This is a genomic window from Cupriavidus sp. GW822-FHT03E04 (assembly GCF_058801495.1).
In genome coordinates, this window is record NZ_JBXANI010000010.1 from 209,141 (window position 1) to 231,525 (window position 22,385).

Annotated in this window: 25 protein-coding genes; 17 read left to right on the plus strand and 8 right to left on the minus strand. The window is 66.9% G+C overall.

Translation table 11 applies throughout. The features are described from left to right. Nucleotides 1–105 precede the first annotated feature (105 nt). On the plus strand, nucleotides 106–1,338 hold the full coding sequence (locus AC1RQC_RS16440) for a bifunctional alpha/beta hydrolase/OsmC family protein (RefSeq protein WP_492372037.1): 1,233 nt from the start codon (nucleotides 106–108) through the stop codon (nucleotides 1,336–1,338). Between the two features lie 64 nt (nucleotides 1,339–1,402). Here AC1RQC_RS16440 and AC1RQC_RS16445 read toward each other — a convergent pair whose 3' ends face one another. Further along, nucleotides 1,403–1,804 (minus strand): OsmC family protein, encoded by a 402-nt coding sequence (locus tag AC1RQC_RS16445; protein WP_253929250.1) that lies wholly within the window; start codon nucleotides 1,802–1,804, stop codon nucleotides 1,403–1,405. A 210-nt stretch (nucleotides 1,805–2,014) separates the two neighbouring features. Here AC1RQC_RS16445 and AC1RQC_RS16450 point away from each other — a divergent pair, with 210 nt between their 5' ends. From AC1RQC_RS16450 to AC1RQC_RS16460, 3 genes are all read left to right on the plus strand, one after another. Continuing rightward, nucleotides 2,015–2,665: a VTT domain-containing protein gene (locus AC1RQC_RS16450; RefSeq protein WP_492807157.1), complete on the plus strand. Its 651-nt coding sequence runs from the start codon at nucleotides 2,015–2,017 to the stop codon at nucleotides 2,663–2,665. A 196-nt stretch (nucleotides 2,666–2,861) separates the two neighbouring features. Beyond that, nucleotides 2,862–3,116, plus strand: coding sequence for a type II toxin-antitoxin system Phd/YefM family antitoxin (locus AC1RQC_RS16455; RefSeq protein WP_043354770.1), 255 nt, complete (start codon nucleotides 2,862–2,864; stop codon nucleotides 3,114–3,116). Then, the gene (locus tag AC1RQC_RS16460; protein ID WP_150989398.1) at nucleotides 3,106–3,396 is read left to right on the plus strand and encodes a type II toxin-antitoxin system RelE family toxin; all 291 of its coding nucleotides are present in this window, start codon (nucleotides 3,106–3,108) and stop codon (nucleotides 3,394–3,396) included. Before AC1RQC_RS16455 ends, AC1RQC_RS16460 begins: the two co-directional genes overlap by 11 nt. Nucleotides 3,397–3,418: 22 nt before the next feature. On the opposite strand, the gene AC1RQC_RS16465 is transcribed toward AC1RQC_RS16460, so the two are convergent. Next, complete coding sequence (locus AC1RQC_RS16465) at nucleotides 3,419–3,826, minus strand: DoxX family protein (protein ID WP_492372035.1); 408 nt, start codon at nucleotides 3,824–3,826, stop codon at nucleotides 3,419–3,421. Nucleotides 3,827–4,210: 384 nt separating this feature from the next. Here AC1RQC_RS16465 and phnC point away from each other — a divergent pair, with 384 nt between their 5' ends. The 5 genes from phnC to AC1RQC_RS16490 all read left to right on the plus strand — a co-directional run bounded on the left by phnC (nucleotide 4,211) and on the right by AC1RQC_RS16490 (nucleotide 8,153). Further along, on the plus strand, nucleotides 4,211–5,050 hold the full coding sequence (gene phnC, locus AC1RQC_RS16470; protein ID WP_492883989.1) for a phosphonate ABC transporter ATP-binding protein: 840 nt from the start codon (nucleotides 4,211–4,213) through the stop codon (nucleotides 5,048–5,050). 69 nt (nucleotides 5,051–5,119) lie between these two features. Continuing rightward, nucleotides 5,120–6,112: a phosphonate ABC transporter substrate-binding protein gene (gene phnD / locus AC1RQC_RS16475; RefSeq protein WP_492883991.1), complete on the plus strand. Its 993-nt coding sequence runs from the start codon at nucleotides 5,120–5,122 to the stop codon at nucleotides 6,110–6,112. A gap of 102 nt (nucleotides 6,113–6,214) precedes the next feature. Next, nucleotides 6,215–7,006 carry a phosphonate ABC transporter, permease protein PhnE gene (gene phnE, locus AC1RQC_RS16480; protein WP_492831065.1) on the plus strand — a complete coding sequence of 264 codons (792 nt, stop codon included), beginning with the start codon at nucleotides 6,215–6,217 and terminating at the stop codon, nucleotides 7,004–7,006. A gap of 69 nt (nucleotides 7,007–7,075) precedes the next feature. After that, entirely contained in the window at nucleotides 7,076–7,612 is a 537-nt protein-coding gene (locus AC1RQC_RS16485) for a phosphonate degradation HD-domain oxygenase (RefSeq protein ID WP_492372032.1), read from the plus strand. Nucleotides 7,613–7,655: 43 nt separating this feature from the next. Next, a complete protein-coding gene (locus tag AC1RQC_RS16490; protein WP_492883993.1) occupies nucleotides 7,656–8,153 on the plus strand; it encodes a GNAT family N-acetyltransferase in 498 nt (165 codons plus the stop codon). 31 nt (nucleotides 8,154–8,184) lie between these two features. Here AC1RQC_RS16490 and AC1RQC_RS16495 read toward each other — a convergent pair whose 3' ends face one another. Both AC1RQC_RS16495 and AC1RQC_RS16500 read right to left on the minus strand, forming a co-directional pair. Continuing rightward, nucleotides 8,185–8,715 (minus strand): DUF2726 domain-containing protein, encoded by a 531-nt coding sequence (locus tag AC1RQC_RS16495; protein WP_492883995.1) that lies wholly within the window; start codon nucleotides 8,713–8,715, stop codon nucleotides 8,185–8,187. 55 nt (nucleotides 8,716–8,770) lie between these two features. Continuing rightward, the gene (locus AC1RQC_RS16500) at nucleotides 8,771–9,736 is read right to left on the minus strand and encodes a LysR family transcriptional regulator (protein ID WP_492883997.1); all 966 of its coding nucleotides are present in this window, start codon (nucleotides 9,734–9,736) and stop codon (nucleotides 8,771–8,773) included. A gap of 148 nt (nucleotides 9,737–9,884) precedes the next feature. Between AC1RQC_RS16500 and AC1RQC_RS16505 the strand changes: the two genes are divergently transcribed. The 7 genes from AC1RQC_RS16505 to AC1RQC_RS16535 all read left to right on the plus strand — a co-directional run bounded on the left by AC1RQC_RS16505 (nucleotide 9,885) and on the right by AC1RQC_RS16535 (nucleotide 18,240). Beyond that, nucleotides 9,885–10,862 (plus strand): tripartite tricarboxylate transporter substrate binding protein, encoded by a 978-nt coding sequence (locus tag AC1RQC_RS16505; protein WP_492372029.1) that lies wholly within the window; start codon nucleotides 9,885–9,887, stop codon nucleotides 10,860–10,862. 108 nt (nucleotides 10,863–10,970) lie between these two features. Further along, nucleotides 10,971–13,076 carry an acetate--CoA ligase family protein gene (locus tag AC1RQC_RS16510; protein ID WP_492883999.1) on the plus strand — a complete coding sequence of 702 codons (2,106 nt, stop codon included), beginning with the start codon at nucleotides 10,971–10,973 and terminating at the stop codon, nucleotides 13,074–13,076. Between the two features lie 138 nt (nucleotides 13,077–13,214). Further along, entirely contained in the window at nucleotides 13,215–14,108 is an 894-nt protein-coding gene (locus tag AC1RQC_RS16515; RefSeq protein WP_492884001.1) for a MaoC/PaaZ C-terminal domain-containing protein, read from the plus strand. Between the two features lie 47 nt (nucleotides 14,109–14,155). Further along, the gene (locus AC1RQC_RS16520; RefSeq protein WP_492884003.1) at nucleotides 14,156–14,905 is read left to right on the plus strand and encodes an SDR family NAD(P)-dependent oxidoreductase; all 750 of its coding nucleotides are present in this window, start codon (nucleotides 14,156–14,158) and stop codon (nucleotides 14,903–14,905) included. Further along, nucleotides 14,898–15,722, plus strand: coding sequence for an enoyl-CoA hydratase/isomerase family protein (locus AC1RQC_RS16525; protein WP_492372025.1), 825 nt, complete (start codon nucleotides 14,898–14,900; stop codon nucleotides 15,720–15,722). Before AC1RQC_RS16520 ends, AC1RQC_RS16525 begins: the two co-directional genes overlap by 8 nt. Next, nucleotides 15,719–16,915, plus strand: coding sequence for an acetyl-CoA C-acetyltransferase (locus AC1RQC_RS16530; protein WP_492884005.1), 1,197 nt, complete (start codon nucleotides 15,719–15,721; stop codon nucleotides 16,913–16,915). Before AC1RQC_RS16525 ends, AC1RQC_RS16530 begins: the two co-directional genes overlap by 4 nt. A 44-nt stretch (nucleotides 16,916–16,959) precedes the next feature. Then, nucleotides 16,960–18,240 carry a CoA transferase gene (locus tag AC1RQC_RS16535; RefSeq protein WP_492807175.1) on the plus strand — a complete coding sequence of 427 codons (1,281 nt, stop codon included), beginning with the start codon at nucleotides 16,960–16,962 and terminating at the stop codon, nucleotides 18,238–18,240. Here AC1RQC_RS16535 and phnN read toward each other — a convergent pair. The 4 genes from phnN to phnF all read right to left on the minus strand — a co-directional run bounded on the left by phnN (nucleotide 18,194) and on the right by phnF (nucleotide 21,647). Then, nucleotides 18,194–18,823 carry a phosphonate metabolism protein/1,5-bisphosphokinase (PRPP-forming) PhnN gene (phnN, locus tag AC1RQC_RS16540; protein WP_492372078.1) on the minus strand — a complete coding sequence of 210 codons (630 nt, stop codon included), beginning with the start codon at nucleotides 18,821–18,823 and terminating at the stop codon, nucleotides 18,194–18,196. The genes AC1RQC_RS16535 and phnN overlap by 47 nt on opposite strands. Before the next feature lie 11 nt (nucleotides 18,824–18,834). Beyond that, a complete protein-coding gene (locus AC1RQC_RS16545) occupies nucleotides 18,835–19,596 on the minus strand; it encodes a DUF1045 domain-containing protein (RefSeq protein WP_492372022.1) in 762 nt (253 codons plus the stop codon). Nucleotides 19,597–19,622: 26 nt separating this feature from the next. Further along, nucleotides 19,623–20,819 (minus strand): alpha-D-ribose 1-methylphosphonate 5-triphosphate diphosphatase, encoded by a 1,197-nt coding sequence (locus tag AC1RQC_RS16550; RefSeq protein WP_492372021.1) that lies wholly within the window; start codon nucleotides 20,817–20,819, stop codon nucleotides 19,623–19,625. A 93-nt stretch (nucleotides 20,820–20,912) separates the two neighbouring features. Next, complete coding sequence (gene phnF, locus AC1RQC_RS16555; protein ID WP_492372077.1) at nucleotides 20,913–21,647, minus strand: phosphonate metabolism transcriptional regulator PhnF; 735 nt, start codon at nucleotides 21,645–21,647, stop codon at nucleotides 20,913–20,915. Between the two features lie 196 nt (nucleotides 21,648–21,843). Here phnF and phnG point away from each other — a divergent pair, with 196 nt between their 5' ends. Further along, nucleotides 21,844–22,353, plus strand: coding sequence for a phosphonate C-P lyase system protein PhnG (gene phnG, locus AC1RQC_RS16560; RefSeq protein WP_492372020.1), 510 nt, complete (start codon nucleotides 21,844–21,846; stop codon nucleotides 22,351–22,353). Nucleotides 22,354–22,385: the final 32 nt, after the last annotated feature.

Consider the following 22,385-nt stretch of genomic DNA (forward strand, 5'->3'; position numbering starts at 1 on the left):
AACTGCGCGTTGTGCGCGGCCAGCCATGCGACGCCAGTAGCACCCGGCGGCAAACTTGGCTAGAGTGGGAACCTCATACAGTTCGCGTCAAGCATGAGGATACCCATGGAAGCCCAGCGCCTGCAGTTCCCGGGAAGTGATGGTCAGCAACTCTCCGCGCGGCTGGATTTGCCAGTTGGCCCGGTGCGCACTTTTGCCTTGTTCGCCCATTGCTTCACTTGCGGCAAGGACGTGCTGGCGGCGACGCGTATCGCGCAGGCGCTGACGGCACACGGCATCGCCGTGCTGCGCTTTGATTTCACCGGCCTTGGCGGCAGCGGCGGCGATTTCGCCAATACCAACTTCTCGTCCAACGTGGCCGACCTGCTGGCGGCGGCGGACTATCTGCGCCAGCACCACCGGGCGCCAGCCTTGCTGATTGGCCACAGCCTGGGCGGCGCGGCGGTGCTCAGCGCCGCGCACGGCATCCCCGAAGCCAAGGCGGTCGTCACCATCGCCGCGCCGAGCGATCCGAGCCATGTGGTCGGCCTGTTCGGCGACCAGGCCGCACGCATCGAGGCCGATGGAGAGGCCGAGGTCCGGCTCGCCGGCCGTCCGTTCAAGATCAAGCGGCAGTTCATCGAAGACGTGGCCGAGCAGAAGCTGCTCGATAACGTAGCCAAGCTGCGCAAGGCGCTGCTGGTCATGCATGCGCCGCAGGACGACACCGTCGGCATCGATAACGCCACGCAGATCTTCATTGCCGCCAAGCATCCCAAGAGCTTCGTCTCGCTCGACCGCGCCGATCACCTGCTCACGCGCAAGGCCGATGCCGTTTACGTGGCCAACACCATTGCGGCATGGAGCCAGCGCTATCTCGACATCGATGCCCTGGATGTGCCGGCCGCAGTGGCCGAGGAAGGGCTGGTGCGGGTGGAGGAAAGCCACGCCGGCAAGTACCAGCAGCGCATCACCGCCGGGCCGCACCACCTGCTGGCCGACGAACCCGTTTCGTTTGGCGGGCTCAACGGCGGCCCCGCGCCTTACGACCTGCTGCTGGCGGGGCTGGGCGCCTGCACCGCCATGACCATGCGCATGTATGCGGACCGCAAGGGCTGGCCACTGGAACACGTGGCCGTGACGCTGCGCCACGAGAAGATCCACGCGACCGATTGCGCGGAGTGCTCCACCACCGAAGGCAAGATCGACTGGATCGAGCGGGAGATCACCATGCGCGGCCCGCTGGACGAGGCGCAACGCGCGGCGCTGATGGAGATCGCCGACAAGTGCCCGGTCCACCGGACCCTGCATTCGGAGGTGGTGGTGCGCACCCATCTGGCGGAGACTGCCGCCGGGTAGGCCGCCGGCACGAACCGGAAGAGATGGCCTGCGGGCTGCCCCTTCCGGTTTTGCCTGGGGCTTCTCAGAGGAAGGTTGTCTCGATTCGCGACGCACCCTTGAGGAACAGCGTCACCGGCGTGCGCTCGCAGATCTGCGCGAGCCGCTCGCGCTCGGCCTCGCCCAGTTCCACGCCGCTAAGCCGGACCTCGCGCCGGATGAAGCGTGCCTCGTCCTTGCCCTGGAAGACCGCCGTGACTTCCACATCGGCCACGGGCCACTGTTTCCTCTGCATGTACATCTTCAGCGTGATGGCGGTGCAGGACACCAGACCGGACAGCACGAAGGCAAAGGGCGGCGGGCCCTGGTCCGTGCCGCCCAGCCCGGCGGACTCGTCACCGACCAGTGCGTGGCTGCCGGCCTGCAGGTGCACCAGGTAGTTGGCATCGACCGAGCCGATCCGGGCGGTGGCTTGGGAATTTGACATGGTATTTCCTGGGGTTGTTGGTGCAGAGGATTGTGCGGATTATGCGGGTTATGCTCAATATTATGCGGGCGCGCGCCGGAGGGAAAGGCTCTTCTCGCCATATTTCCCGCTTGTCATCGGCACAGAGGCCAGGGCACCGTACCCACCTGGGGTCCCCGGTGGCCAGGGCGCGCCTACACTGTAGCCATCACTTCAAGACCGGGGGCACGCATGGAAGCATCGCAAGTCTTGCCGTTGCTGCTGCATTTCGACCAGCATCTCGGCCCTGCCATCGCGCAATACGGCATCTTGGTCTACGGCATCCTGTTTGCCATCGTGTTCTGCGAGATCGGGCTGTTGCCGCTGTTCTTCCTGCCTGGCGACCCGCTGCTGTTTCTCTGTGGCGCGTTCTGCGCGGCGGGCGCGCTCAAGCTATGGATCCTGCTGCCGGTGCTGCTGGTCGCCGCGGTGGCCGGCAGCCTGCTGAACTACGCCATCGGCAAAGCCATCGGGGCCCGCGTGTTCACGGGCGGCTACCGATGGATCAACCGCGACGCACTGCGCAGGACGCATGACTTCTACCAGCGCCACGGCGGCCTGACTTTGCTGCTGTCCCCCTTTGTCGCCGTGGTGCGCACCTTTGCCCCGTTCGTCGCGGGCGTGTCCGCCATGTCCGCGACGCGCTTCGCGCTGGCCGCGAGTGCTGGCGCCACGGTGTGGGTGGTGTCGCTGCTGGCCGGCGGCTATCTCTTCGGCAATGTGCCGCTGGTGCGCGATCACATGAGCGCCATCGTCCTGCTTGGGCTTGCGCTTGGGCTGGGGTCGCTGGTGGTGGCCAGTGCGTGGCGGGCGGTGAAGGGCAGGCAGGGGGCACGGGGGTGAGTCGTTTGCGGTTGTGACGGCGCGCAAGCATGGACATGGAAGGCCTCGGGTCGCCCGGCTTCTGGTTGCTGATCGATAGGACAAAAAGTACACATATTTTTGTGCTAAATTATGTGCTTTATTACGGGTAACGAACGGGCTGCAAGCCTGTCCATGCAGTCCGATTGGAACCCGCTACGCCAGGCAACCCAAAGATATGACAGTCACACGCGCCATCTACGCTACCGCGACCGTAAGCATCACGGACCTTCGCCGCAACCCCGGTGCCATCATTGAGGAGGCCGGTAACGAACCCGTGGCAGTCCTCAATCACAATCGCCCGGCCGCATACCTGGTTCCCGCCCAGGCTTTCGAAGCACTTATGGACCGGCTTGAGGACATCGAGCTTGCAGAAATCGTTCGGCAGCGTCGCGGCGGGAAGTCCGTAAAGGTGTCGCTGGATGAGTTATGAGCTCGCCTTTCACGAAGACGCTTTGAAGGAATGGAAGAAACTCGATGCGTCGATCAAGGATCAGTTTCGAAAGCAGCTCGAGAAACGTCTGGCCGAACCCCGGGTGCCGTCTGCCAAGCTCAGTGGCAAGGACATGAAAGACGTATACAAGATTAAGCTGCGCGATGCCGGATACCGGCTGGTGTACGAGGTCAACGATCGTACCGTCACTGTGCTAGTGCTCGCTGTTGGACGACGGGACAAGAGTGAGGCTTATCGCCGGGCCGGTGTAAGGCGATAGCGGTCACCTTGTATTGCCCGACCTATGGTTCGCCTTTCCCATCTCGCGTAGCAACGGCATCATCCGGCCGGCTCGTGCTCCACAAGATGCACACCAGCAACAACACCTGCACCACCAGCCGGATACCCAGCAGGCTCGGCGGAATCTTCGGGAACAGCTCGGGGTGCTGCCACATGTAGACATTGGCCGGCGTGACCGCAAGCGTCAGCAGTGCTAGGCCGTATCCCGCCGCTCGCCGGGTGGGCAGCCACAGCACCCCCAGCGCGCCCAGCAGTTCGAACACGCCGCTCACCAGCACGGCGGCGGCAGGGTAGGGGATCGATGGAGGGACGATGCTGACGAAGAACGGCGTCAGCATGAAGTGCCCGAGCCCGCCGAGGGCGAACCATACGAACACAAACAGCAGCCCGGCGCGTTTTGCTTTGCTCATGAACGTCCTTGTCGGTGCGCGTACGCAATCCGGAGGGTTTCATCGGGGGCAACCTCTGGTCTGGCCGGGCACCCTGTGCTCCCCCACGTGGAAGGTGCCCAAGAAGGATACCTTGCGCTTTGCACCGTTTGAATGTTCCACCTGTTTCAATCGAGAGATGGGGTCCCCGGGGCGGAGAATGGCCACTGTCCTGCATGGCCATGTGCATGCCTCGCGCCCAGTAGCCCATGCGGCCCGGCGGGCCGGCAGCGAGGTCGGCCCGAGGCCACTTGGTGCAGGCGGCTGGCCAAGCGGGCCTCCCAATTCGAGATTGCTCTCCAACCTTCATCGTTTTGTCATCCGCACCACCCAGAATGCGCTCACTGTTGATGCAAGGAGTGTGGGATGACGCATGCGATTGAAGTGCGCGGCCTGTCCAAGTCGTTCCAGGCGGGACGCAAGGCGCTGGATAACGTGAGCCTTGCCGTTGCCCCGGGTGAAATGGTGGCGCTGCTGGGTGCCTCGGGCTCGGGCAAGTCCACGTTGCTGCGCCACGTGGCGGGGTTTATCGCTGCCGATGCGGGCGGCGCTGGCGAGGTGCTGGTCAATGGCCGGGCCATCCAGCAAGGCGGCCGGCTGGCGCGTGATGTGCGCGCGGCAAGGGCAGAGATCGGTTTTGTATTCCAGCAGTTCAACCTGGTGGGCCGCCTGCCGGTGATCACGAACGTGCTGACCGGCATGCTGCCGCGCGTGCCGCTGTGGCGCAGCCTGATCCGCTTCTTCCGTGTCGGCGAGATCGACGCAGGGCTCGAAGCGCTTGCCCAGGTTGGTATAGACGACTATGCCTTTCGGCGGGCATCCACCTTGTCGGGCGGCCAGCAGCAGCGCGCGGCCATTGCCCGTACGTTGGTGCAGAACGCGCGGGTGATCCTGGCCGACGAGCCGATCGCTTCGCTGGATCCCGAATCCGCGCGGCGCGTGATGGAGTTGCTGGCGCAGATCAACCGAGCGCGCCGCGTGGCAGTGGTGGTGTCGCTGCACCAGGTGGATGTGGCGATGCGCTATTGCCCGCGCGTGGTCGCGCTGCGCCACGGCAAGGTGGTCTACGACGGCCCGTCCGCCGCGCTGACCCCGGCCATGTTGCGCGATCTGTATGGCACGGAAGCCGCCGAGCTGCTGCCCGACGGCGCGGGGCTGGAGGTTGCCGCGCCCGCCATGCCGCACGGCGGCCTGGCGGCGGCCTGATTGACCCCGGATTTCTTCGTCATGTTTCCCGCAAGCACCCCCAACAAGGTTTTTCCTCGGAGTTCCCTCATGCTGCGCAGAACCCTTTTCGCCCTGATCGTCACGAGCGCCGCTGGCGCGCTCTCGCTGCCCGCCTTTGCCCAGGAAGGCAAGGTCCTCAACATGGGCTTTATCTCGACGGAAACCTCGTCCAACCTGAAGTCCGCCTGGCAACCGGTGGTCGATGACCTGAGCAAGCAGCTGGGCGTGCAGGTCAAGCCGTTCTTTGCCTCCGACTACGCTGGCATTATCGAAGCCATGCGCTTCAACAAGGTGCAGATTGCCTGGTTCGGCAACAAGTCCGCCATCGAAGCGGTGGACCGCGCCAGCGGCGAGGTGTTCGCCTCGGTGATCGACAAGGACGGCAACCCCGGCTACTGGTCGCTCCTGATCGTCAACAAGGACAGCAACCTCAAGACGGTGGATGACGTGCTCAAGCAAGGCAAGTCGCTGAGCTACGGCGCGGGGGATCCGAATTCCACCTCGGGCACCGCCGTGCCGGGCCACTACCTGTGGGGCGCCCACAAGATCGAGCCGAAGACCTTTTTCAAGACGGTGCGCGTGAGCAATCACGAAACCAACCTGCTGTCGGTGCTGAACAAGCAGGTCGACGTGGCGGTCAACAACACCGAGAACATGGAGCGCTACCGCATCAACACCGGCAAGAACGCCTATGACCAGGTGCGCGTGCTGTGGAAGTCGCCGCTGATCCCGGCGGATCCGCTGGTCTACCGCAAGGACCTGCCGGCCGATGTCAAGGCTAAGGTGCAGACCTTCTTCGTGAACTACGGCAAGGGTGCCGACGCCGCGCGCGAGAAGGAGAACCTTGCCAAGCTGACCTACCAGGGCTTCCGCGCGTCCAACGACAACCAGCTGGTGCCGATCCGCCAGATCGAGCTGGCCCGTGAGAAGACCAAGATCGAATCCGACACCACGATGGCCGCGCCGGACAAGGAAAAGCGCCTTGCCGACCTGAGCAGCAAGCTGGCTGAGCTGGACAAGATCGCCGCCAGCGCGCAGTAACGCGCCCATCGTCGGCCCGCCCCAAAGCCGGGGCGGGCCGCACACCGTCGCCTCACCTTTGCTTTAGCCCGAGTATTCATGCATCCTTCCGCCAACCCCACCATGATCCCAGCCACTCCGCCTCGTGCCGTCCGTCCGCCGCGTGCCAGCCTGCCTGTCATGTTCGTCTGGGCGGTGGTGCTCGCCTTGCTGGTCATGTCGTGGCAGGGCGCCGACATGCGTCCGCTCGACCTGTGGAGGGACTCCGGCAACATGGCGAAATTCGCCGCCGACTTCTTCCCGCCCAGTTTCCGTGACTGGCGCATCTACCTGGACGAGATGCTGGTGACCGTGCAGATCGCGATCTGGGGCACCTTCCTGTCCATCGTGTTTGCCGTGCCGCTGGGGCTGGCGTGTTCCGCCAATATCGTGCCGGCCTGGGTCTACCAGCCGATGCGCCGCGTGATGGATGCCTGCCGCGCCATCAATGAGATGGTGTTCGCCATGCTGTTTATCGTGGCGGTGGGGCTGGGCCCCTTCGCCGGCGTGCTCGCGCTGTGGGTGCACACCACCGGCGTGCTCGCCAAGCTGTTCTCGGAAGCCGTGGAGGCCATCGACCCGCGCCCCGTGGAAGGCGTGCGCGCCACCGGTGCCAGCGCTGTGGAAGAGGTGGTTTACGGCGTGATCCCGCAGGTGCTGCCGCTGTGGATCTCCTATGCGCTGTACCGCTTCGAATCCAATGTGCGCTCGGCCACGGTGCTTGGCATCGTCGGCGCTGGCGGCATCGGCACCGTGCTGTGGGAGATCATCCGCAGCTTCCAGTATGCCGAGACCTGCGCGGTGATCATCATCATCGTTGGCTTTGTCACGGTCATCGATTTGCTGTCCGCCCGGATCCGCAAGGCGCTGGTTTGACAGCGGCCTCAAGCCGCCCCAAGCCGCTTCAAGCCGCCTCACGACACCAGCCCGCACACACAAATCATCATGACGATCCTCAGGCGCATCGAAATCCTCTTCTCCGGCCACGGTACCGCCTTCTACGGCGGCGAGGCCATCACCCAGACCGAACATGCGTTGCAGTGCGCGCAGCTGGCCGAGCAGGCCGGCGACCCTGAGCCACTGATCGTTGCCAGCCTGCTGCACGACCTCGGCCACCTCGTGATGTCCGAGGACAGCACCATCGATCTGCGCCACCAGGAAGTCGGCGCCGACCTGCTCGCGGTCGGGTTTGGGCCGGAGGTGACCGAGCCGGTGCGCATGCATGTGGCCGCCAAGCGCTACCTGTGCGCTACCGAGCCGGGCTACCAGGCCACCCTGTCGCCTGCCTCGCAACACAGCCTGGCACTGCAGGGCGGCCCCTTTGGCGCCACCCAGGCGGAGGCGTTCGTCGCCCATCCCCACGGGCCGGCAGCCGTGCGCCTGCGCCGCTACGACGACCTGGCCAAGGTCGTCGGCCTTGCCACGCCGCCGCTGGAGCACTACCTGCCGATGGTGGCGCGCTGCCTGCGCCGCGCGCCCTGACCGGCATCGCACCTAAGTAATCTCACTCGAAGCTGATATCCGCATGGACCTGCCAGATGCACGCCGCGCCAGCGGCGGCCCGACCCTGCACGAAGTGACCGGCACCGATGCCGAACTGCTGCAGGTGGCCGCCTTGCTCTCCGAAATGGACAACGAGACGCCGCTGCCTTTGCAGCGCATGCGCGCGCTGTTCGCCCAGCTAAAGGCGATGCCGCACTATCGCTGCTACCTGATGCGCAGCGCCGCCGGCGAAGCGCTCGGCACGTTCTGCCTGCTGGTGTTCCCGGTGCTGGCGCACGACGGCCGCAGCGAGGCCATCGTGGAAAGCGTGGTGGTGACCCACGCCGCGCGCGGCACCGGCGTAGGCACGGCCATGATGCACGCTGCCATGCGGCTGGCCGAAGAGGCGGGCGCCTCCAAGCTGGCGCTATCGTCCAGCGCGCGCCGGCTGCAGGCGCATCAGTTCTACCGGCGGCTTGGGTTTACGGAGCACGGGACCAGTTTTAGCGTCGGGTTGCCGGTGGCGGCGGTGTACCTCTGATTGCATCCCATGCGCCGATAGGCATGGCCGATCAAGCCGCATCTCGAACCGGCTCGCTTACCCGCGAGCCGGGGGCGACCGGCGCAACCACTGAGACGTAGTCGCTCAGTATGACCGTGAAGTCCACATTCTTGGAGGTGTAGCGCTTGATCGGGATACCTGCCGAGGCAAGTACCTCGTTCTTTTGCGCATCACGGCGCTTGGCTTTTTCGGAGCCATGCGAGGCGCCATCGAGTTCGATGACATAGAGCGGGCGCAGTGTCTTGCGCTCGCAAATCAGGTAATCCACATATTTCTGTGAGAACTGGTTGCGCGCTTCCCGAGCCTTTCCCTTGTGCTGCACAAACGCCGACATCGAAACCTGAGGGAAGACATGCGCGTTTCGCAGCGCCATTGCCAGCCGTTCATATAACTCAATCTCGTCCTGCCGCATAAACGGCGCCTTTCGAGCAAACTGGAATCCCTTGGACGTTGGGGAGCCGCCTCCGCGTTTTGCTTTGAGCGCAGAAATCACGACCAGTACAATGACGAACAGTATTGCAATGCCGAACAGTGCTTTCATGCGGTCTCCAGTGAAATTGCTCTGTCGGAGATTCTATCGCAGCGCCGTTCACACGCTAGCGTAGCGCGCCAGCATTCCCTTGCCGCTTGCCCCCACTCCGCCTCACCGTCTCCCCCCCGGCTCCGGGCGCCTTCTCCGCCGGCGCCTCGATACTTTCGCGAAAACGCTGCGTGACAGCGGTTTCGGCCAGCGCGTGATACGCCAGGGAAATGCCGATCGACGCATCCGGCGGCAGGTCGGAGATCGGGCGGAATACTACGCGGCCCGATGAGTGCGATGCGTTGACCGATGGCACCAGGGCGACCCCGAGCCCGCTATCCACCAGCCCTACCACGGTCTGCACCTGTACGGCTTCCTGCGCGATGTAGGGGCTGATGCCGGCGCGTGCGAACAGGTGCGACACCGCGGCTTGCAGGCCGCCCACGCGTGAGGGCGTGTAGCCGATCAGGGGACAGTCGGCGAGGTCGTGCAAGGCGACCTGCTTCTGCTTGGCCAGTGCGTGGCCGCGCGGGAGCGCGGCACAGAATACGTCGGTCTGGATCAACTGGAAGCGGACGTTCTCCGGGCGGGCGGTGGGCACGCGCACGAAGCCCACGTCGAGCTCGCCGTTTTCCACCAGCGATAGCAGTTCGAGGTTGGTGCCTTCGCGCAACTCCAGCTTGACCTGCGGGTGGCGCTTGGTGAACGCCTGTATCAGCCGCGGCAGCAAACCGAACGTGACCGAGCCGATAAACCCGATGCGTAGCCGTCCGGCTTCGCCGGTGGCGGTCGCACGCGCGGCCGCGCTGACTTCTTCCGCATTCTGCAGGCATTTCCTGGCGGCTTGCAGGGCGGCTTCGCCGGGGGCGGTCAGCCGTACCCCGCGGGCAGTGCGCTCGAACAAGGGCGTGCCGAGTTCTTCCTCCAGTTTGCGGATGGCGACGGAAAGCGGCGGCTGTGCCATGAACAGCCGCTCTGCCGCCCGGCTGAAGCTGCTGGTCTCGGCGACGGCTACGAATTGCTTGAGTTGACGCAGGTCCATCCATATACCTCGTGTATAGCTAGGTGCATGTAAAGTATTGGATTAAGTATATGGCATTGCTTACGATTGTTTCTGAAACAGGCACAAAGAAGCCGAGGGCGCCGAACACACGTTTCGGCCGCGCCTGACCTCAGACCGGAGACAATCGATGATCAGCACGAAACGCTGGCTTGCCGCTGCCGTTGCGGCGACCGCCGCTCTCACCTTGCCCGCGCTTAGCCTGGCGCAGGCTTTTCCTGCCAAGCCCGTCAAGATCGTCGTGCCTTACCCGCCGGGCGGCACCAATGACATCGTTGTGCGCCTGCTGGCGCAGAAGCTGGGTGACAGCATGGGCCAGCCGTTCGTGGTCGAAAACAAGCCCGGCGCCTCCGGCAACCTGGGCGCGGAGCAGGTGGCCCGCGCGGCGCCCGACGGCTACACGCTGCTGCTGGTGACGACGGGGCATTCGATTCACCCTTCGCTCTACAAGAACCTGCGCTACAACATCAAGACCGATCTCACCCCGGTGAGCGAGCTGACGCGCGGCCCGATGCTGGTGATGGTGACCCCGTCGCTGCCTTACAAGACGGTGCGGGACGTGATCGCCGCGGCCAAGGCCAAGCCGGGATCGATCAACTTCGGCTCGGCGGGCAACGGCTCGTCCACGCACCTGGCTACCGAGCTGCTGAGTTCGATGGCTGGTGTGAAGATGACCCACATCCCGTACAGCGGCAGCGCGCCTGCCATGGCGGACGTGATGGCGGGCAATGCGCAACTGGTGATGGACCTGATGTTCTCGGCGCTGCCGCAGGTCAATGGCGGCAAGCTGCGTGCGATCGCCATCACCGGCGCCAAGCGCTCGCCGCTGCTGCCTAACGTGCCAACGGTGGCGGAGTCCGGCGTGCCTGGCTTCGAGACCCTGGCGTGGAACGGGCTGATGGCGCCGGCAAGCACGCCCAAGCCGATCATTGACAAGCTCAACGCCGAGATCCACAAGGCGCTGGACGCGCCGGAGATGAAGGAGCGCCTGCGCGCCCAGGGCTTCGAGCCGTCGCCGGGCACGCCAGAGCAATTCGGCGCGTTGATCCGCTCGGAGATCGACCGTTGGGCAAAGGTCGTCAAGACTTCCGGCGCCAAAGTCGAGTAAGCCGGATTTGCGAAGGCAGGGGGCGGGTGCCGCCCCGACCCGATCCGCTCCTCTTCTTTTTCCTATTCCCCTTCCGCCGCCACCGTTTTTCTTGCAAGCGATCTCGCCATGCCAGACCGTCATCCCCTTGTCCGTCTCCTTCGTCCGCGTTCCGTCGCCGTCATCGGCGCCTCGGACGATCCGCTGCGCATCGGCGGCCGGCCTATCGACTACATGCGCAGCCAGGGGTACCAGGGCCGCCTGATGCCGGTCAATCCCAATCGCGCCACCATCCAGGGCCTGGAAGCCTACGCCAGCGTGGCTGACCTGCCGCAGACGCCGGATGTGGCCATCGTGGCGGTGGCCGCCAAACTGGCGCCCGACGTGGTGGCGGAACTAGCGGCACGCGGCACGGCGGCGGCCATTGTGTTTTCCGCAGGGTTTGCCGAGGCCGGGGACGAGGGCGCGCAGATCCAGCAACGCATGGTGGCTTCGGCGCGCAAAACCGGCATGCGCCTGCTTGGCCCGAACTCGCTGGGCGTGGTCAATCCCGGCACCGGCTTTTACGGCAGCTTCACCTCGGTGGTGGAAATGGGCTTTCCGGCGGCGGGGCGGGTCGGCATTGCCAGCCAGTCCGGCGCGTATGGCAGCCACATCCTGGGCATTGCGCGCGATGCAGGCATTGGCGTGTCGGCCTGCGTGATGAGCGGCAACGAGAGCGACATCAGCCTGGGCGACATCGTCCACGCCATGGTGGACGACGACAACACCGATGTGATCGCGGTCTACTCCGAGGGCATACGCGACGGGCAGCGCCTGATGCAGGCGCTGGAGGCCGCGCGCAAGGCGCGCAAGCCGGTGGTCATGATGAAGGTCGGCACCAGCGCGGTGGGCAGCGCGGCGGCGCAGTCGCACACGGCGTCGCTGGCCGGCAACGACGCGGTGACCGATGCCGTGCTGGCCGAGTTCGGCGTGGTGCGGGCGCGCTCCACCGAGCATATGCTCGACGTGGCACGGCTAGCCACGCGCCGCATCTATCCGGCCAACAATTCGTTGGGCGTGATTACCGTCAGCGGCGGCGCCGGCGTCATCATTTCCGATGCGGCGGAAGTGGTTGGCTTGCCGATGCCGGAGATGCCCCCGGCGGCCCAGGAGCGCCTGAAAGCGTTGCTGCCCTTTGCCGCGCCGCGCAACCCCGTGGACTGCACGGCGCAGTTCCTGAACGACATGACCATCGCGGGCCGTTTCACGCAAGCGGTGGTGGCCGAGGGCGGCTACCAGTCGGTGCTGGGTTTCTTTACCTACACAGGCGGCGCCGACTCCATCGCGCCGCGCCTGCGCGAGCAGCTAAAGGGCGTGCGCGACAAGCATCCGGACCGGCTGTACCTGCTGTCGGTGCTGGCCTCGCCCGAGCGTGTGCGCGAGTACGAGGCCGACGGCTTCACCGTGTTCGAGGATCCCACCCGCGCGGTGGTGGCCATCGAAGCCATGAGCCGTTTTGGGCAAGCGTTTGAGCGCGCTCCCAGCTTGCCGCCGCCCTCGGTGCCCGCGGTGGAGCTGCCTGACAGCATGCCTAGCGAGGCGCAGGCCAAGCGCGTGCTGGCGCAGGCTGGCATCGCCGTGGCCCCGGAACGCGCTTGCGCCACGGCCAGCGAGGCGGTGGCGGCGGCCGAGGCGTTGGGCTATCCCGTGGTGCTCAAGATCCTGTCACCGGACATCCAGCACAAGTCCGAGATCGGCGGCGTGCTGCTGAACGTCACCGATGCCGAAGGCGTGCGTGCTGGCTTCGGTCTGTTGATTGCACGCGGCAAGGAGGCCGTGCCGGGCGCGCGCCTCGAAGGCGTGCTGGTCGCCAAACAGCTCAGCGGCGGCGTGGAGTGCATTCTCGGCATCCAGCGCGATCCCGTCTTTGGCCCGGTGGCCATGTTCGGGCTGGGCGGCATCTTTGTGGAAGTGATGAAGGACGTGGTGCTGCACCGTTGCCCGTTCGGCGAGGACGTGGCCGAGCAGATGATCCGCTCCATCAAGGGCGCGCCGCTGCTGCTGGGTGCGCGCGGCAAGCCGCCAGTGGATATCAAGGCGCTGGCGGGCATGCTGGCGCGGCTGTCTGTGTTTGCGCACCAGGCCGGCCCGCGCCTGCAATCGGTGGACCTGAATCCGGTGTTTGCGATGCCGCAAGGACAGGGCGCCTTTGCCGTCGACGCCGTGATCGAGGTGACGGAGTTGCCCCGATGATTCGCGACGCCGAAACCCTCAACGCCCTGCGCGACAGCATCCGGCGCTTTGTGCGCGAGGAATTGGTACCCGCCGAGCGCCTGTACGCCGCGCGCCTGACGCCGTCACCATCCAGCAGACAACTGCAGACAACACGCCATGCCACTCGACCCCAAGCATCTCCTCAGCCGCCAGTTTGCGCCCGTCGAGCAGGCCTACAGCGCGCGCGACAGCATGCGCTACGCGCTGGGCATCGGCCTGGGCGCCGATCCGCTGGACGCTGGCCAGCTGCGCTACGTCTATGAGCACGCGCGCGGCGGCCTGCAGGCGCTGCCCACGCTGGTCAACGTGCTGGGTTACAGCGGCTTCTGGGCAGACCAGCCGGACACCGGCATCACCTGGCGCAAGCTGGTGCACGCCGAGCAGGCGTTCGTGCTGCACCGGCCGTTGCCGGCGCAGGGGCGGGTAGTTGGCCGGAACAAGGTCACCGCGCTGTACGACAAAGGCCCGGATAAAGGCGCGTTGATGATGCAGGAGCGCCAGGTGCATGACGCGGCCACCGGCGAGTTGCTGGCCACCGTCACCCAGACCACCATGCTGCGCGCCGATGGCGGCTTTGCCGCCGGCGGTGCCAGGGCGGGCACGCCGCCGCCGCCGCATGCGATGCCCGAGCGCGAACCGGACGCCGTGTGCGATCTGGCGACGCTGCCGCAGGCTGCGCTGCTGTACCGGCTCAACGGGGACTTCAATCCCTTGCACGCCGACCCGGCGGTGGCGCAGGCGGCCGGGTTCTCGCGGCCCATCCTGCATGGCCTGTGCACCATGGGCATCGCCATGCACGCCGTGCTGAAAACCGTGCTGGCCTACGACGCCGCCACGGTGCGCGGCATGCGGGTGCGCTTTACCGCCCCGGTATTGCCCGGCGAAACGCTGCGCACGGCGATCTGGGTCGATGGCCCGGTGGTGTCGCTGCGCACCACGGCGCTGGAACGCGGCGTGGTGGTGCTCAACGCCGGGCGCGTGGACCTGAGCCAGCCGCCGGCTCCAATCTGACGCTGCTTGCGCAGCCATCCCGACACACGTATTCCGAGGAGAACCGAATGGACCTGCAGATCAAGGACAAAGTCGCCATCGTCACGGGCTCGGCCCGCGGGCTGGGCGCGGCTACGGCACGCCACCTGGCGCAAGAGGACGTCAAGGTGGTGATCACGGACATCCTGCGCGAGCAGGCCGAAGCCACGGCCGCCGCGCTGCGCGCCGATGGCTTGCAGGCGCATTGCATCGTCGCCGACATCACCAAGGGCGCCGACGTGCAGCGGCTGGTGGATGAAACCGTCGCGCATTTTGGCGGGGTGCACATCCTGGTCAATAACGCCGGCTTTCCGCGCGACAAGTACCTCGTCAAGATGACCGAGGAGGACTGGGACCTGGTGATGGAGGTCATGCTCAAGGGCGCTTTCCTGGCTACCAAGGCCGTGATGCCGCGTTTGATCGAACAAGGTTGGGGGCGGGTCATCAATATCAGCTCGCGCGCGCACTTCGGCAATCCCACGCAAGCCAATTACGCGGCGGCCAAGGCCGGGCTGATCGGTATGGCCAAGGCGCTGGCGCTGGAGGAAGGGCGCTACGGCGTGACGGTCAATTGCGTGGCGCCTGGCTTCATGGAAACCGAGATGGTGCAGGCCTTGCCCACCTACGAGACCATCAAGGAGCGGGCCGTCGCCGCGCAGCCGATCAAGCGGGTTGGCCGGCCGGGCGACATCGCCGATGCGGTGGCCTTCCTGGCTTCGGAGCGCGCCAGCTTCATTACCGGCGAGGTGCTGCACGTCACCGGTGGGCGCTATGGCTGAGATCTCGGCAGGGCCGGTGCGTTGCTCCGCCAAAGACGGCATTGCTACGCTGACGCTGGACAACCCGCCGCTGAACGTGGTTTTCCGTGGCTTGACCGAGGCGCTTGACCGTGCGCTGGATGCGCTGGAACGCGATCCCGCCGTGCGCGCCGTGGTGCTGACCGGCGCCGGCACCCGTGCCTTCTGCGCGGGATCCGATATCGCCGAGTTCCGGCCGCTGATGCGGCCCGGGCAGATCGTGCCGGGCAAGCTCGCCCTGCAGCATGCGGTGTTCGGGCGGCTGGACGATTTCCCGAAGCCGACAGTGGCGGCGGTCAATGGCCTGGCGTTCGGCGGCGGCCTGGAGATCGCGGTCTGCTGCGACCTGATCGTGGCGGACGAGACGGCGCGCTTCGCGCTGCCCGAGATCAAGCTGGGCGTGTTCCCCGGCAGCGGCGGCCCGGTGCGCGTCACGCGGCGCGTGGGCGAAGGGCGCGCCAAGGAGCTGATGTTCCTGGGCGAGCCTATCGATGCAGCCACCGCGCTGGCCTGGGGCCTGGTCAACCGCGTGGCCCCGCCGGGCCAGGCGCTGCAAGCGGCATTGGCGCTGGCGGCCACGCTGGCACAGCGCCCGCCGCTGGCGCTGGCGCTGTGCAAGCAGGCCATCGACCTGAGCTTTGACACCACCGAAGACGAGGCGATGCGCCAGGCGCTGCCGCTGTCGGACCGCGTCTTCAGCTCCAAGGAAGCGCAGGAAGGCGTGCGTGCCTTCTTCGCCAGGGAAACCCCGCGGTTCGGCACTGACGAACTGCATCAAGAACAAAGGATGCCATCATGAAACGAGCCGCAATCGTCTCCCCGCTGCGCACGCCCATCGGCGCGTTCGGCGGCAGCCTGCGCAGTATCTCTGTCGAAGAACTCGGCGCTACCGTGGCGCGCGCCGTGGTCGAGCGCACGGGCCTGGATCCGGCCCGTATCGAGGATGTGGTGTTCGCGCATTCCTACGCCAACGGCGAAGTGCCTTGCACCGGCCGCTGGGTAGCGCTGCAGGCCGGCTTTCCGATCAGCGTTGCCGGCATGCAGCTGGACCGCCGCTGCGGCAGCGGCCTGCAGGCGATCGCCACGGCTGCGATGATGGTGCAGACCGGCGTCGCCGATGTCGTGATGGCCGGCGGCGTCGAGAGCATGAGCAACGTGGAGTACTACACCACCGACATGCGCTGGGGCAAGCGCGCCGGCACCGTGAAGTTCCACGACCGTCTGGAGCGCGGGCGCGAACGCTCGCAGCCCGAAGCCCGCTTCGGCCGCATCTCCGGCATGATCGAGACAGCCGAGAACCTGGCACGCGACTACGGCATCTCGCGCGAGGAGGCCGATGCCTTTGCGCTGCGCAGCCATCAGCGCGCCACTGCCGCTTGGTCCAGCGGCAAGTTCGCGCAGGAAGTGGTGCCGGTCAGCGTGCCGCAGCGCAAGGGCGAGGCGCTGATCGTGAGCGAGGACGAGGGCATCCGTGGGGATCTCACCATCGAGCAGCTCGCACGGCTCAAGCCCCTGATGAAGGACGGCATCGTCACTGCCGGCAACGCCTGCCAGCAGAACGATGCCGCCGCCGCCTGCCTGATCGTGGCCGAAGACAAGCTGGAAGCGCTTGGCCTGGCGCCCATCGGCTACCTGCATAGCTGGGCCGTGGCTGGTTGCGAGCCGTCGCACATGGGCATTGGCCCCGTGCCAGCCGTCAAGAAGCTGTTCGGCAAGAACGGGCTGGGCTTTGACGACATGGGCCTGGTGGAACTGAACGAAGCCTTTGCCTGCCAGGCGCTGGCCTGCGCCAAGGGCTGGGGCTGGAATGATCCGGATCGCTTCAATGTGAACGGGTCCGGCATCTCGCTGGGGCATCCGGTGGGCGCCACCGGCGTGCGCATCATGACCTCGCTGATGCACGAGCTGGGCCGGCGCGGTGCGCGCTACGGCCTGGAAACCATGTGCATCGGCGGCGGGCAGGGCATTGCCGCCGTATTCGAGCGCGCCTGACGCCGCCACTACGCCACTACGCCACTACGGACCGGACCGCTCCCATGACCTATCCATTCCTCAACCGGCTGCGCGTGATCGAAAGCTCGGCCTTTATCGCGGCGCCACTGGCCGGCCTCACGCTGGCCCAGTTCGGCGCTGACGTGATCCGCGTGGACATGATCGGCGGCGGCATTGACTACATGCGCATGCCGCGCATGCCGCAGGCCGGCGGCAAGGGACGCAGCCTGTACTGGACCGCGCTGAACAAGGGCAAGCGAAGCATCGCGGTCGACCTGCACAAGCCCGAAGGGCGTGAACTGGTGCAGGCGCTGGCGACGGCGCCCGGGCCGGATGCGGGCGTACTGCTGACCAATATCGGCACAGCGTGGCTCGCGCACGAGGCGCTGGCCGCGCGGCGCGCGGACATGATCAGCTGCACCATCCAGGGCAACGGCGACGGCAGCACGGCGGTGGACTACACCGTCAATTGCGCCACCGGGTATCCGGCTGTCACCGGCGGCGGGTCGCGCGAGCGGCCGGTCAACCATGTGCTGCCGGCCTGGGACATTGCCTGCGCCTACCAGGCCGCCTTTGCCGTGGTCGCCGCGGTGGAGCAACGCCGGCGCACGGGCGCAGGCGCGCAGCTGAAGCTGGCGTTGTCCGACATGGCCTTCACCATGCTGTCGCATCTTGGCCTGCTGGCCGAGGCCGAATTGCTGCAGCAGGAGCGGCCGTCGATCGGCAATCACCTGTATGGCGCCTTCGGTCGCGACTTTGGCACGCTGGACGGCGGCCGCCTGATGGTGGCGGCGATCTCGGCGGGCCAATGGAAGGCGCTGGTGGAGGCTTGCGGCATCGCCGGGCAGGTGACTGCGCTGGAGCAGCGCACGGGCCTGAACCTTGGTGACGAGGCCGATCGCTTTGCCTGCCGCGAGGCCATTGCCGAACTGGTTGCACCCTGGTTTGCCACCCGCACGCAGGCAGAGGCGGAGCGCCTGCTGGAAGCGCGCAAGGTCTGCTGGGGCCGCTACAGCACGGTCGGCGAGTTGCTGGCCGGCGATCCGCGTGTCAGCCTTGCCAATCCGGTGTTCGAGCGCATTGCGACCCCAGGGATCGGCGAACATCTTGCGGCCGGCGCGACGGTGCGGGTTGCGTCGATGGAGCGCGAGGCAACCATGCCTGCTGCGTTGCTGGGCACGCATACCGACCAGGTGCTGCATGAAGTCCTGGGGCTGGATGGCGCCGCCGTAGGCCGGCTGCATGATGCCGGGGTGGTGGCGGGCCCGGAGCGGGACCCTACGGCTGTTGCTGATTCTGGTGCTGGCGCGTGCGCTCGTGCGTGAGCCGCATCAACGCGCTTGCCGCGTCCTCCAGTGCGCCGCTGTTGTCGATCACCGTCAGCCGGCACCCTGCCGGTACGGCGAACGGCTCGCCGGCGCGCTGCAGGCGCCGCACGATGGCTTGCTCGTCCTCGCGGCCGCGCAGCCGCAGGCGCTCTCCCAGCACGTGCAGGCGCACGCTGACCTGCACGGCGTGCAGGGCCGGATAGCGCGCGTGGGCGGCGGCCAGGTGCTCGCGTGACCCGTTCACGACCACGCACAAGCCCTGCGCCAGCCAGTCGTCAAGCTCGGTCCCAATGCCGTAGCACAAGCCGTGGCTGCGCCAGTGCAGCGCAAAGCCGCCTTGCGCCACGCGGTGCTCGAACGCCGCGGGGGTGATCGCCACGCTGTCTTCATCGGCGCTGCTGGCGCGGGTGATGTAGCGTTGCGCCACGCGTACGCCGGCATCATCCTGCAACTTGTCGCGCATCACGCGCAGCAGCGAGTCCTTGCCGCTGCCGGAGGGCCCCATCAGGTAAACCAGGCCGCTGCCGCGCGGGGCTTCGGCGCAGGGCGCGGCGATGTTGGCGCGCACCGCGGTGCGCATGGCCTTGGCGCTCATGCCGTGGCTTCCAGCAGGACCGCTCCGGCGGCATCGGTGGTGCTGCCGTCAAAGCCATAGTGGCGGGCGGCCAGGAAGGGCGCGTCCGGCGCGCTCTGCACGAACAGGCTGACGTCGCGTACCGTCATCGGCTGCAGCAGCAGCGGGCCGCTCGCGGCCTGCAGCATGGCGATGGCGCTGTCCTGCTCGGCTTGGTCGAGCAGCCCCGTGAGCGTGATGTGGAAAATAAAGGTCTCGAACGCGTACGGGTAGCCCCACGCATCCAGCATGCGCCGGGCTGGCTCGCTCAGTTGCCCTGGCTTGCGGCGTGCCAGCTCGGCGGGGGTGGGCGGCGCGCGGAAGCTGTCGAACTCGCGCACCGCTGCGTCTGCCAGCGCGTGCATGCGCGCATTGGCGCTGGCGTCGCCGCCGAGGCACCAGGCCAGGAAGCCCCGCAGGTTGTGCAGCGCTAGCGGTACCGCGAAGGGCTGGCGGTCCAGCGCGAAGACGCGCATGGCGGCGTCCAGCCCGGCAGGCGTCTGGCCATCCGCCAGCCGGAACGGGGCCTTGAGTGTGGCATGCAGGCCATAGTGGGCCGGTGCTTCCGTCCAGCGGGCGATGCGGGCAATGCGGCGGGCATCGTCGGGTACGGTACGCGCAATTGCCTCGCCTGTTTCGGCGCTGCGGCCCAGCCATTGCTCGCCCACCAGCCGAAAGGGCGCGGCGGGGTTGAGGTAGATGGCGTAGCGGTAAGCCTGTGGCAATGGATTGTTCGACATCGGGCTCGGCATCCTGGTCATGCGGGTCAGGCCGCGCGCCGCTCGCCGCTGGCCTGCACCAGCGGGAAGGCACGCGTGGCGTGGTGCAGCACACCGCCGACAATGGCGGCGCAGACCTGGGGCAGGGCGGGATCGCGGTCGTCGACGATGATGGCGTCGGCACGCAGGCCGGGGCTGAGCGCGCCGCGGTCGTTCATGCCGGCGGCGCGCGCCGGGTTGCGCGAGACCAGGTCCCAGGCGGCCGGCAACGGCAGCACGCCGAGCTGTGCTACGCGGAACGCGGCTTGCAGGGGCGCCGGGTAGTAGTAGTCGGAGGCCAGCACGTTGCACAGCCCGGCGGCGATCATCTCGGTGGCATCCGGGGCGCCGGTGTGGCTGCCGCCGCGGATCACGTTGGGCGCGCCGAATACAGCGTGGTTGCGCAGCGCGTGGGCGGCGCGGGCCACATCCACGGTGAGCGGGAATTCCGCCACGGTGCAGCCTTGCTGGTGATAGCGCTGGCGGGTGGCGGCGTCGCCGTCGTCGTGCGAGGCGACCTGCAGGCCGGCGGCACGGGCGGCGGCAATCAGCCGGGCCACGCCTTCGGGCACCTCGCTTGCCTGCGCGGCTGCTTGCTCCAGGCGCTGGCGGAAGATGACCGGATCGCACTCCGCGCGGTCCGCGTACTGCGCCAGCTTACGCGCGTCGTGCAGGCGGGTGGCCATCAGCGGCAGGTGGTCGTTGATGGCCAGGAAGCGCACCTTGCCGCTATCGATCCAGGCCAGCGCGGTTTCCAGCCCGGCCAGGTGATGTGCCTCGAAGCGCAGGTGCACATGGTGCTGCGCGCCAAGGGTGCCGCGCATGCGCTCCAGGCCGTCGAACATGCGCTGGGCGTAAGCCTCGCCGCGCAGGCCGCCTTCCCACGATAGCGTCACGCCGTGCAGCTCGGTGGTGATGCCATGCGCGAGCAACTGGCGGTCCACGTCGAACAGCGCGCTGGTGTACGGAAAGCTCACGCCGGGGCGCGGCATCACGGCACGCTCGAAGGCGTCGCCGTGAATGTCCACGATGCCGGGCAGCACCAGCAGGTCGCCCGCATCGAGGGCAGGCCCTGCCGTGCTGGCCGGCCCCGCCAGGCAACCGTCGCGGAACGCGAAGGCGGCCGGCGCAATGCCGTTGGCGGTGAGAACGCGGCGGCCGCTCAGGCCGGCAAGGGTGGGGTGAGGTGCGTGATTGGTATCCATGCTGGCGACCTTAGCGCGGGCAAATGACAAACAGATGTCTAGACCAATTTGATCGGTAGGGCGTGTATCCCAAACGGCGGACGATTGCGCATTTTAGTCCTGGTCGGTTACGGTCAGCTGGACCCAGTCGCCGGCAAAGCGCACCACGCTGTATTGCAGCGGCGCGCCCTCCAGGTCGACGTTGAGCGCCTCCACCTGCAGGATCGGCCGCGTCTTGGGCTGGTTGAGCTGGCGGGCCACCGGCGCCGTCGGCATGGCGGCGGTGATGCGCGACCACTTGCGCGTGTAATCGGTAATGCCGTAATGGGCAAACGCCTTGGAGATCGACAGGCGCGCGCGCAACTCGGCGTCCATGTCCGGAAACCGCGTGGCATCGAAATAATGCTCGGCCACGTCGATGGTGCGGGCTTCGGCTTTGCCCAGCATCTGCACGCGCAGGATGGGCGCGCTGCGCGCCAGGCCCAGGTGCTTGGCGATCTCGGGCGCGCGCAGTGTTTGCGATTCCAGCACCTCGATGTGCCCGCGCATGCCCTGGCTGGCCAGGTTCTGCGAAAAACGCGTGCGCCGCCCGATGGCGTAGTCGATGGCGTGTTCCTGCACGAAGGTGCCGCGGCCTTGCTCGATGCGCACCAGCCCGTTTTGCTCCAGCTCGCCCATGGCGCGGCGGATGGTATGGCGGTTGACGGCGAAACGCGTGGCCAGCTCCGGCTCGGGCGGCAGGCGCTCGCCCGGGACATAGAGCTTGTTGCGGATGTCGAGCGCCAGGGCCTCGCCGATCTGGCGCCATACCGCAACTCCCGAACCCCGCTCGACTTCCTGTTCCACCATCGTGCCCTGCCTTTTCGTCATCCTGCGTTAATCATTCGCATGCTTCAATAGGATGCGATTGTGCCTCAACCTGGCCATGCCGTGCACGGGGCCGAAGCGCACGGCAGGGCGTCATGAAAGCTTCATCTGGCTGTGTTGTAGTTCGGCCATGGATGGTATTCTACATCTAAACGTATAGACGTATAGGGGATGTGAAATGGATCGAACCGATACCGAAGCGGGCACGCAGGCAGGGGCGGCGGCCCAGCAGCGAGCGGCTCAAGCGGCTCAAGCGGCCCGAGCCGCCTGGCTGCGCGTGCTGGCTCTGGCCGCTCCGGATGCCCTGGCGCAGGCCGTGGGCCGCCTCGGCGCGCTGCCGGCCTACCGCCTGCTGCGCAAGCCGGAGAGCGGTATGGCCATGGTGCGGGGGCGCGCCGGCGGCACGGGGGCGCAGTTCAACCTCGGGGAGGTCAGCGTGACGCGCTGCGCGGTGACGCTGGAGCCGGGCGTGGTCGGGGTGGGTTACGTGCAAGGCCGCACCCACGCCCAGGCGGAGCAGATCGCCGTGCTGGATGCGCTGCTGCAGTTGCCCGGTTGGCATGCGCGCGTGCAGGCCGAAGTGGTCGCGCCGCTGGCCCGGGCGCGCACGGCGCAAGGCGAACACAAGGCCGCCGTGGCGGCGCAGACAAAGGTGGAGTTTTTTACCATGGTGCGTGGAGAGGACTGAGATGCCAGGCCAAACGATTGCCGCCCAGACGG

Coding starts and splice junctions, on each gene's coding strand:
- phnD (WP_492883991.1), top strand. CDS start 5,120: ATGCTGCGCAGAACCCTTTTCGCCCTGATCGTCACGAGCGCCGCTGGC.
- AC1RQC_RS16535 (WP_492807175.1), top strand. CDS start 16,960: ATGACCTATCCATTCCTCAACCGGCTGCGCGTGATCGAAAGCTCGGCC.
- AC1RQC_RS16450 (WP_492807157.1), top strand. CDS start 2,015: ATGGAAGCATCGCAAGTCTTGCCGTTGCTGCTGCATTTCGACCAGCAT.
- phnE (WP_492831065.1), top strand. CDS start 6,215: ATGATCCCAGCCACTCCGCCTCGTGCCGTCCGTCCGCCGCGTGCCAGC.
- AC1RQC_RS16520 (WP_492884003.1), top strand. CDS start 14,156: ATGGACCTGCAGATCAAGGACAAAGTCGCCATCGTCACGGGCTCGGCC.
- phnC (WP_492883989.1), top strand. CDS start 4,211: ATGACGCATGCGATTGAAGTGCGCGGCCTGTCCAAGTCGTTCCAGGCG.
- AC1RQC_RS16515 (WP_492884001.1), top strand. CDS start 13,215: ATGCCACTCGACCCCAAGCATCTCCTCAGCCGCCAGTTTGCGCCCGTC.
- AC1RQC_RS16550 (WP_492372021.1), bottom strand. CDS start 20,819: ATGGATACCAATCACGCACCTCACCCCACCCTTGCCGGCCTGAGCGGC.
- AC1RQC_RS16545 (WP_492372022.1), bottom strand. CDS start 19,596: ATGTCGAACAATCCATTGCCACAGGCTTACCGCTACGCCATCTACCTC.
- phnF (WP_492372077.1), bottom strand. CDS start 21,647: ATGGTGGAACAGGAAGTCGAGCGGGGTTCGGGAGTTGCGGTATGGCGC.
- AC1RQC_RS16525 (WP_492372025.1), top strand. CDS start 14,898: ATGGCTGAGATCTCGGCAGGGCCGGTGCGTTGCTCCGCCAAAGACGGC.
- phnN (WP_492372078.1), bottom strand. CDS start 18,823: ATGCGCACCGCGGTGCGCGCCAACATCGCCGCGCCCTGCGCCGAAGCC.
- AC1RQC_RS16455 (WP_043354770.1), top strand. CDS start 2,862: ATGACAGTCACACGCGCCATCTACGCTACCGCGACCGTAAGCATCACG.
- AC1RQC_RS16500 (WP_492883997.1), bottom strand. CDS start 9,736: ATGGACCTGCGTCAACTCAAGCAATTCGTAGCCGTCGCCGAGACCAGC.
- AC1RQC_RS16495 (WP_492883995.1), bottom strand. CDS start 8,715: ATGAAAGCACTGTTCGGCATTGCAATACTGTTCGTCATTGTACTGGTC.
- AC1RQC_RS16530 (WP_492884005.1), top strand. CDS start 15,719: ATGAAACGAGCCGCAATCGTCTCCCCGCTGCGCACGCCCATCGGCGCG.
- AC1RQC_RS16485 (WP_492372032.1), top strand. CDS start 7,076: ATGACGATCCTCAGGCGCATCGAAATCCTCTTCTCCGGCCACGGTACC.
- AC1RQC_RS16465 (WP_492372035.1), bottom strand. CDS start 3,826: ATGAGCAAAGCAAAACGCGCCGGGCTGCTGTTTGTGTTCGTATGGTTC.
- AC1RQC_RS16510 (WP_492883999.1), top strand. CDS start 10,971: ATGCCAGACCGTCATCCCCTTGTCCGTCTCCTTCGTCCGCGTTCCGTC.
- AC1RQC_RS16460 (WP_150989398.1), top strand. CDS start 3,106: ATGAGTTATGAGCTCGCCTTTCACGAAGACGCTTTGAAGGAATGGAAG.
- phnG (WP_492372020.1), top strand. CDS start 21,844: ATGGATCGAACCGATACCGAAGCGGGCACGCAGGCAGGGGCGGCGGCC.
- AC1RQC_RS16490 (WP_492883993.1), top strand. CDS start 7,656: ATGGACCTGCCAGATGCACGCCGCGCCAGCGGCGGCCCGACCCTGCAC.
- AC1RQC_RS16445 (WP_253929250.1), bottom strand. CDS start 1,804: ATGTCAAATTCCCAAGCCACCGCCCGGATCGGCTCGGTCGATGCCAAC.
- AC1RQC_RS16440 (WP_492372037.1), top strand. CDS start 106: ATGGAAGCCCAGCGCCTGCAGTTCCCGGGAAGTGATGGTCAGCAACTC.
- AC1RQC_RS16505 (WP_492372029.1), top strand. CDS start 9,885: ATGATCAGCACGAAACGCTGGCTTGCCGCTGCCGTTGCGGCGACCGCC.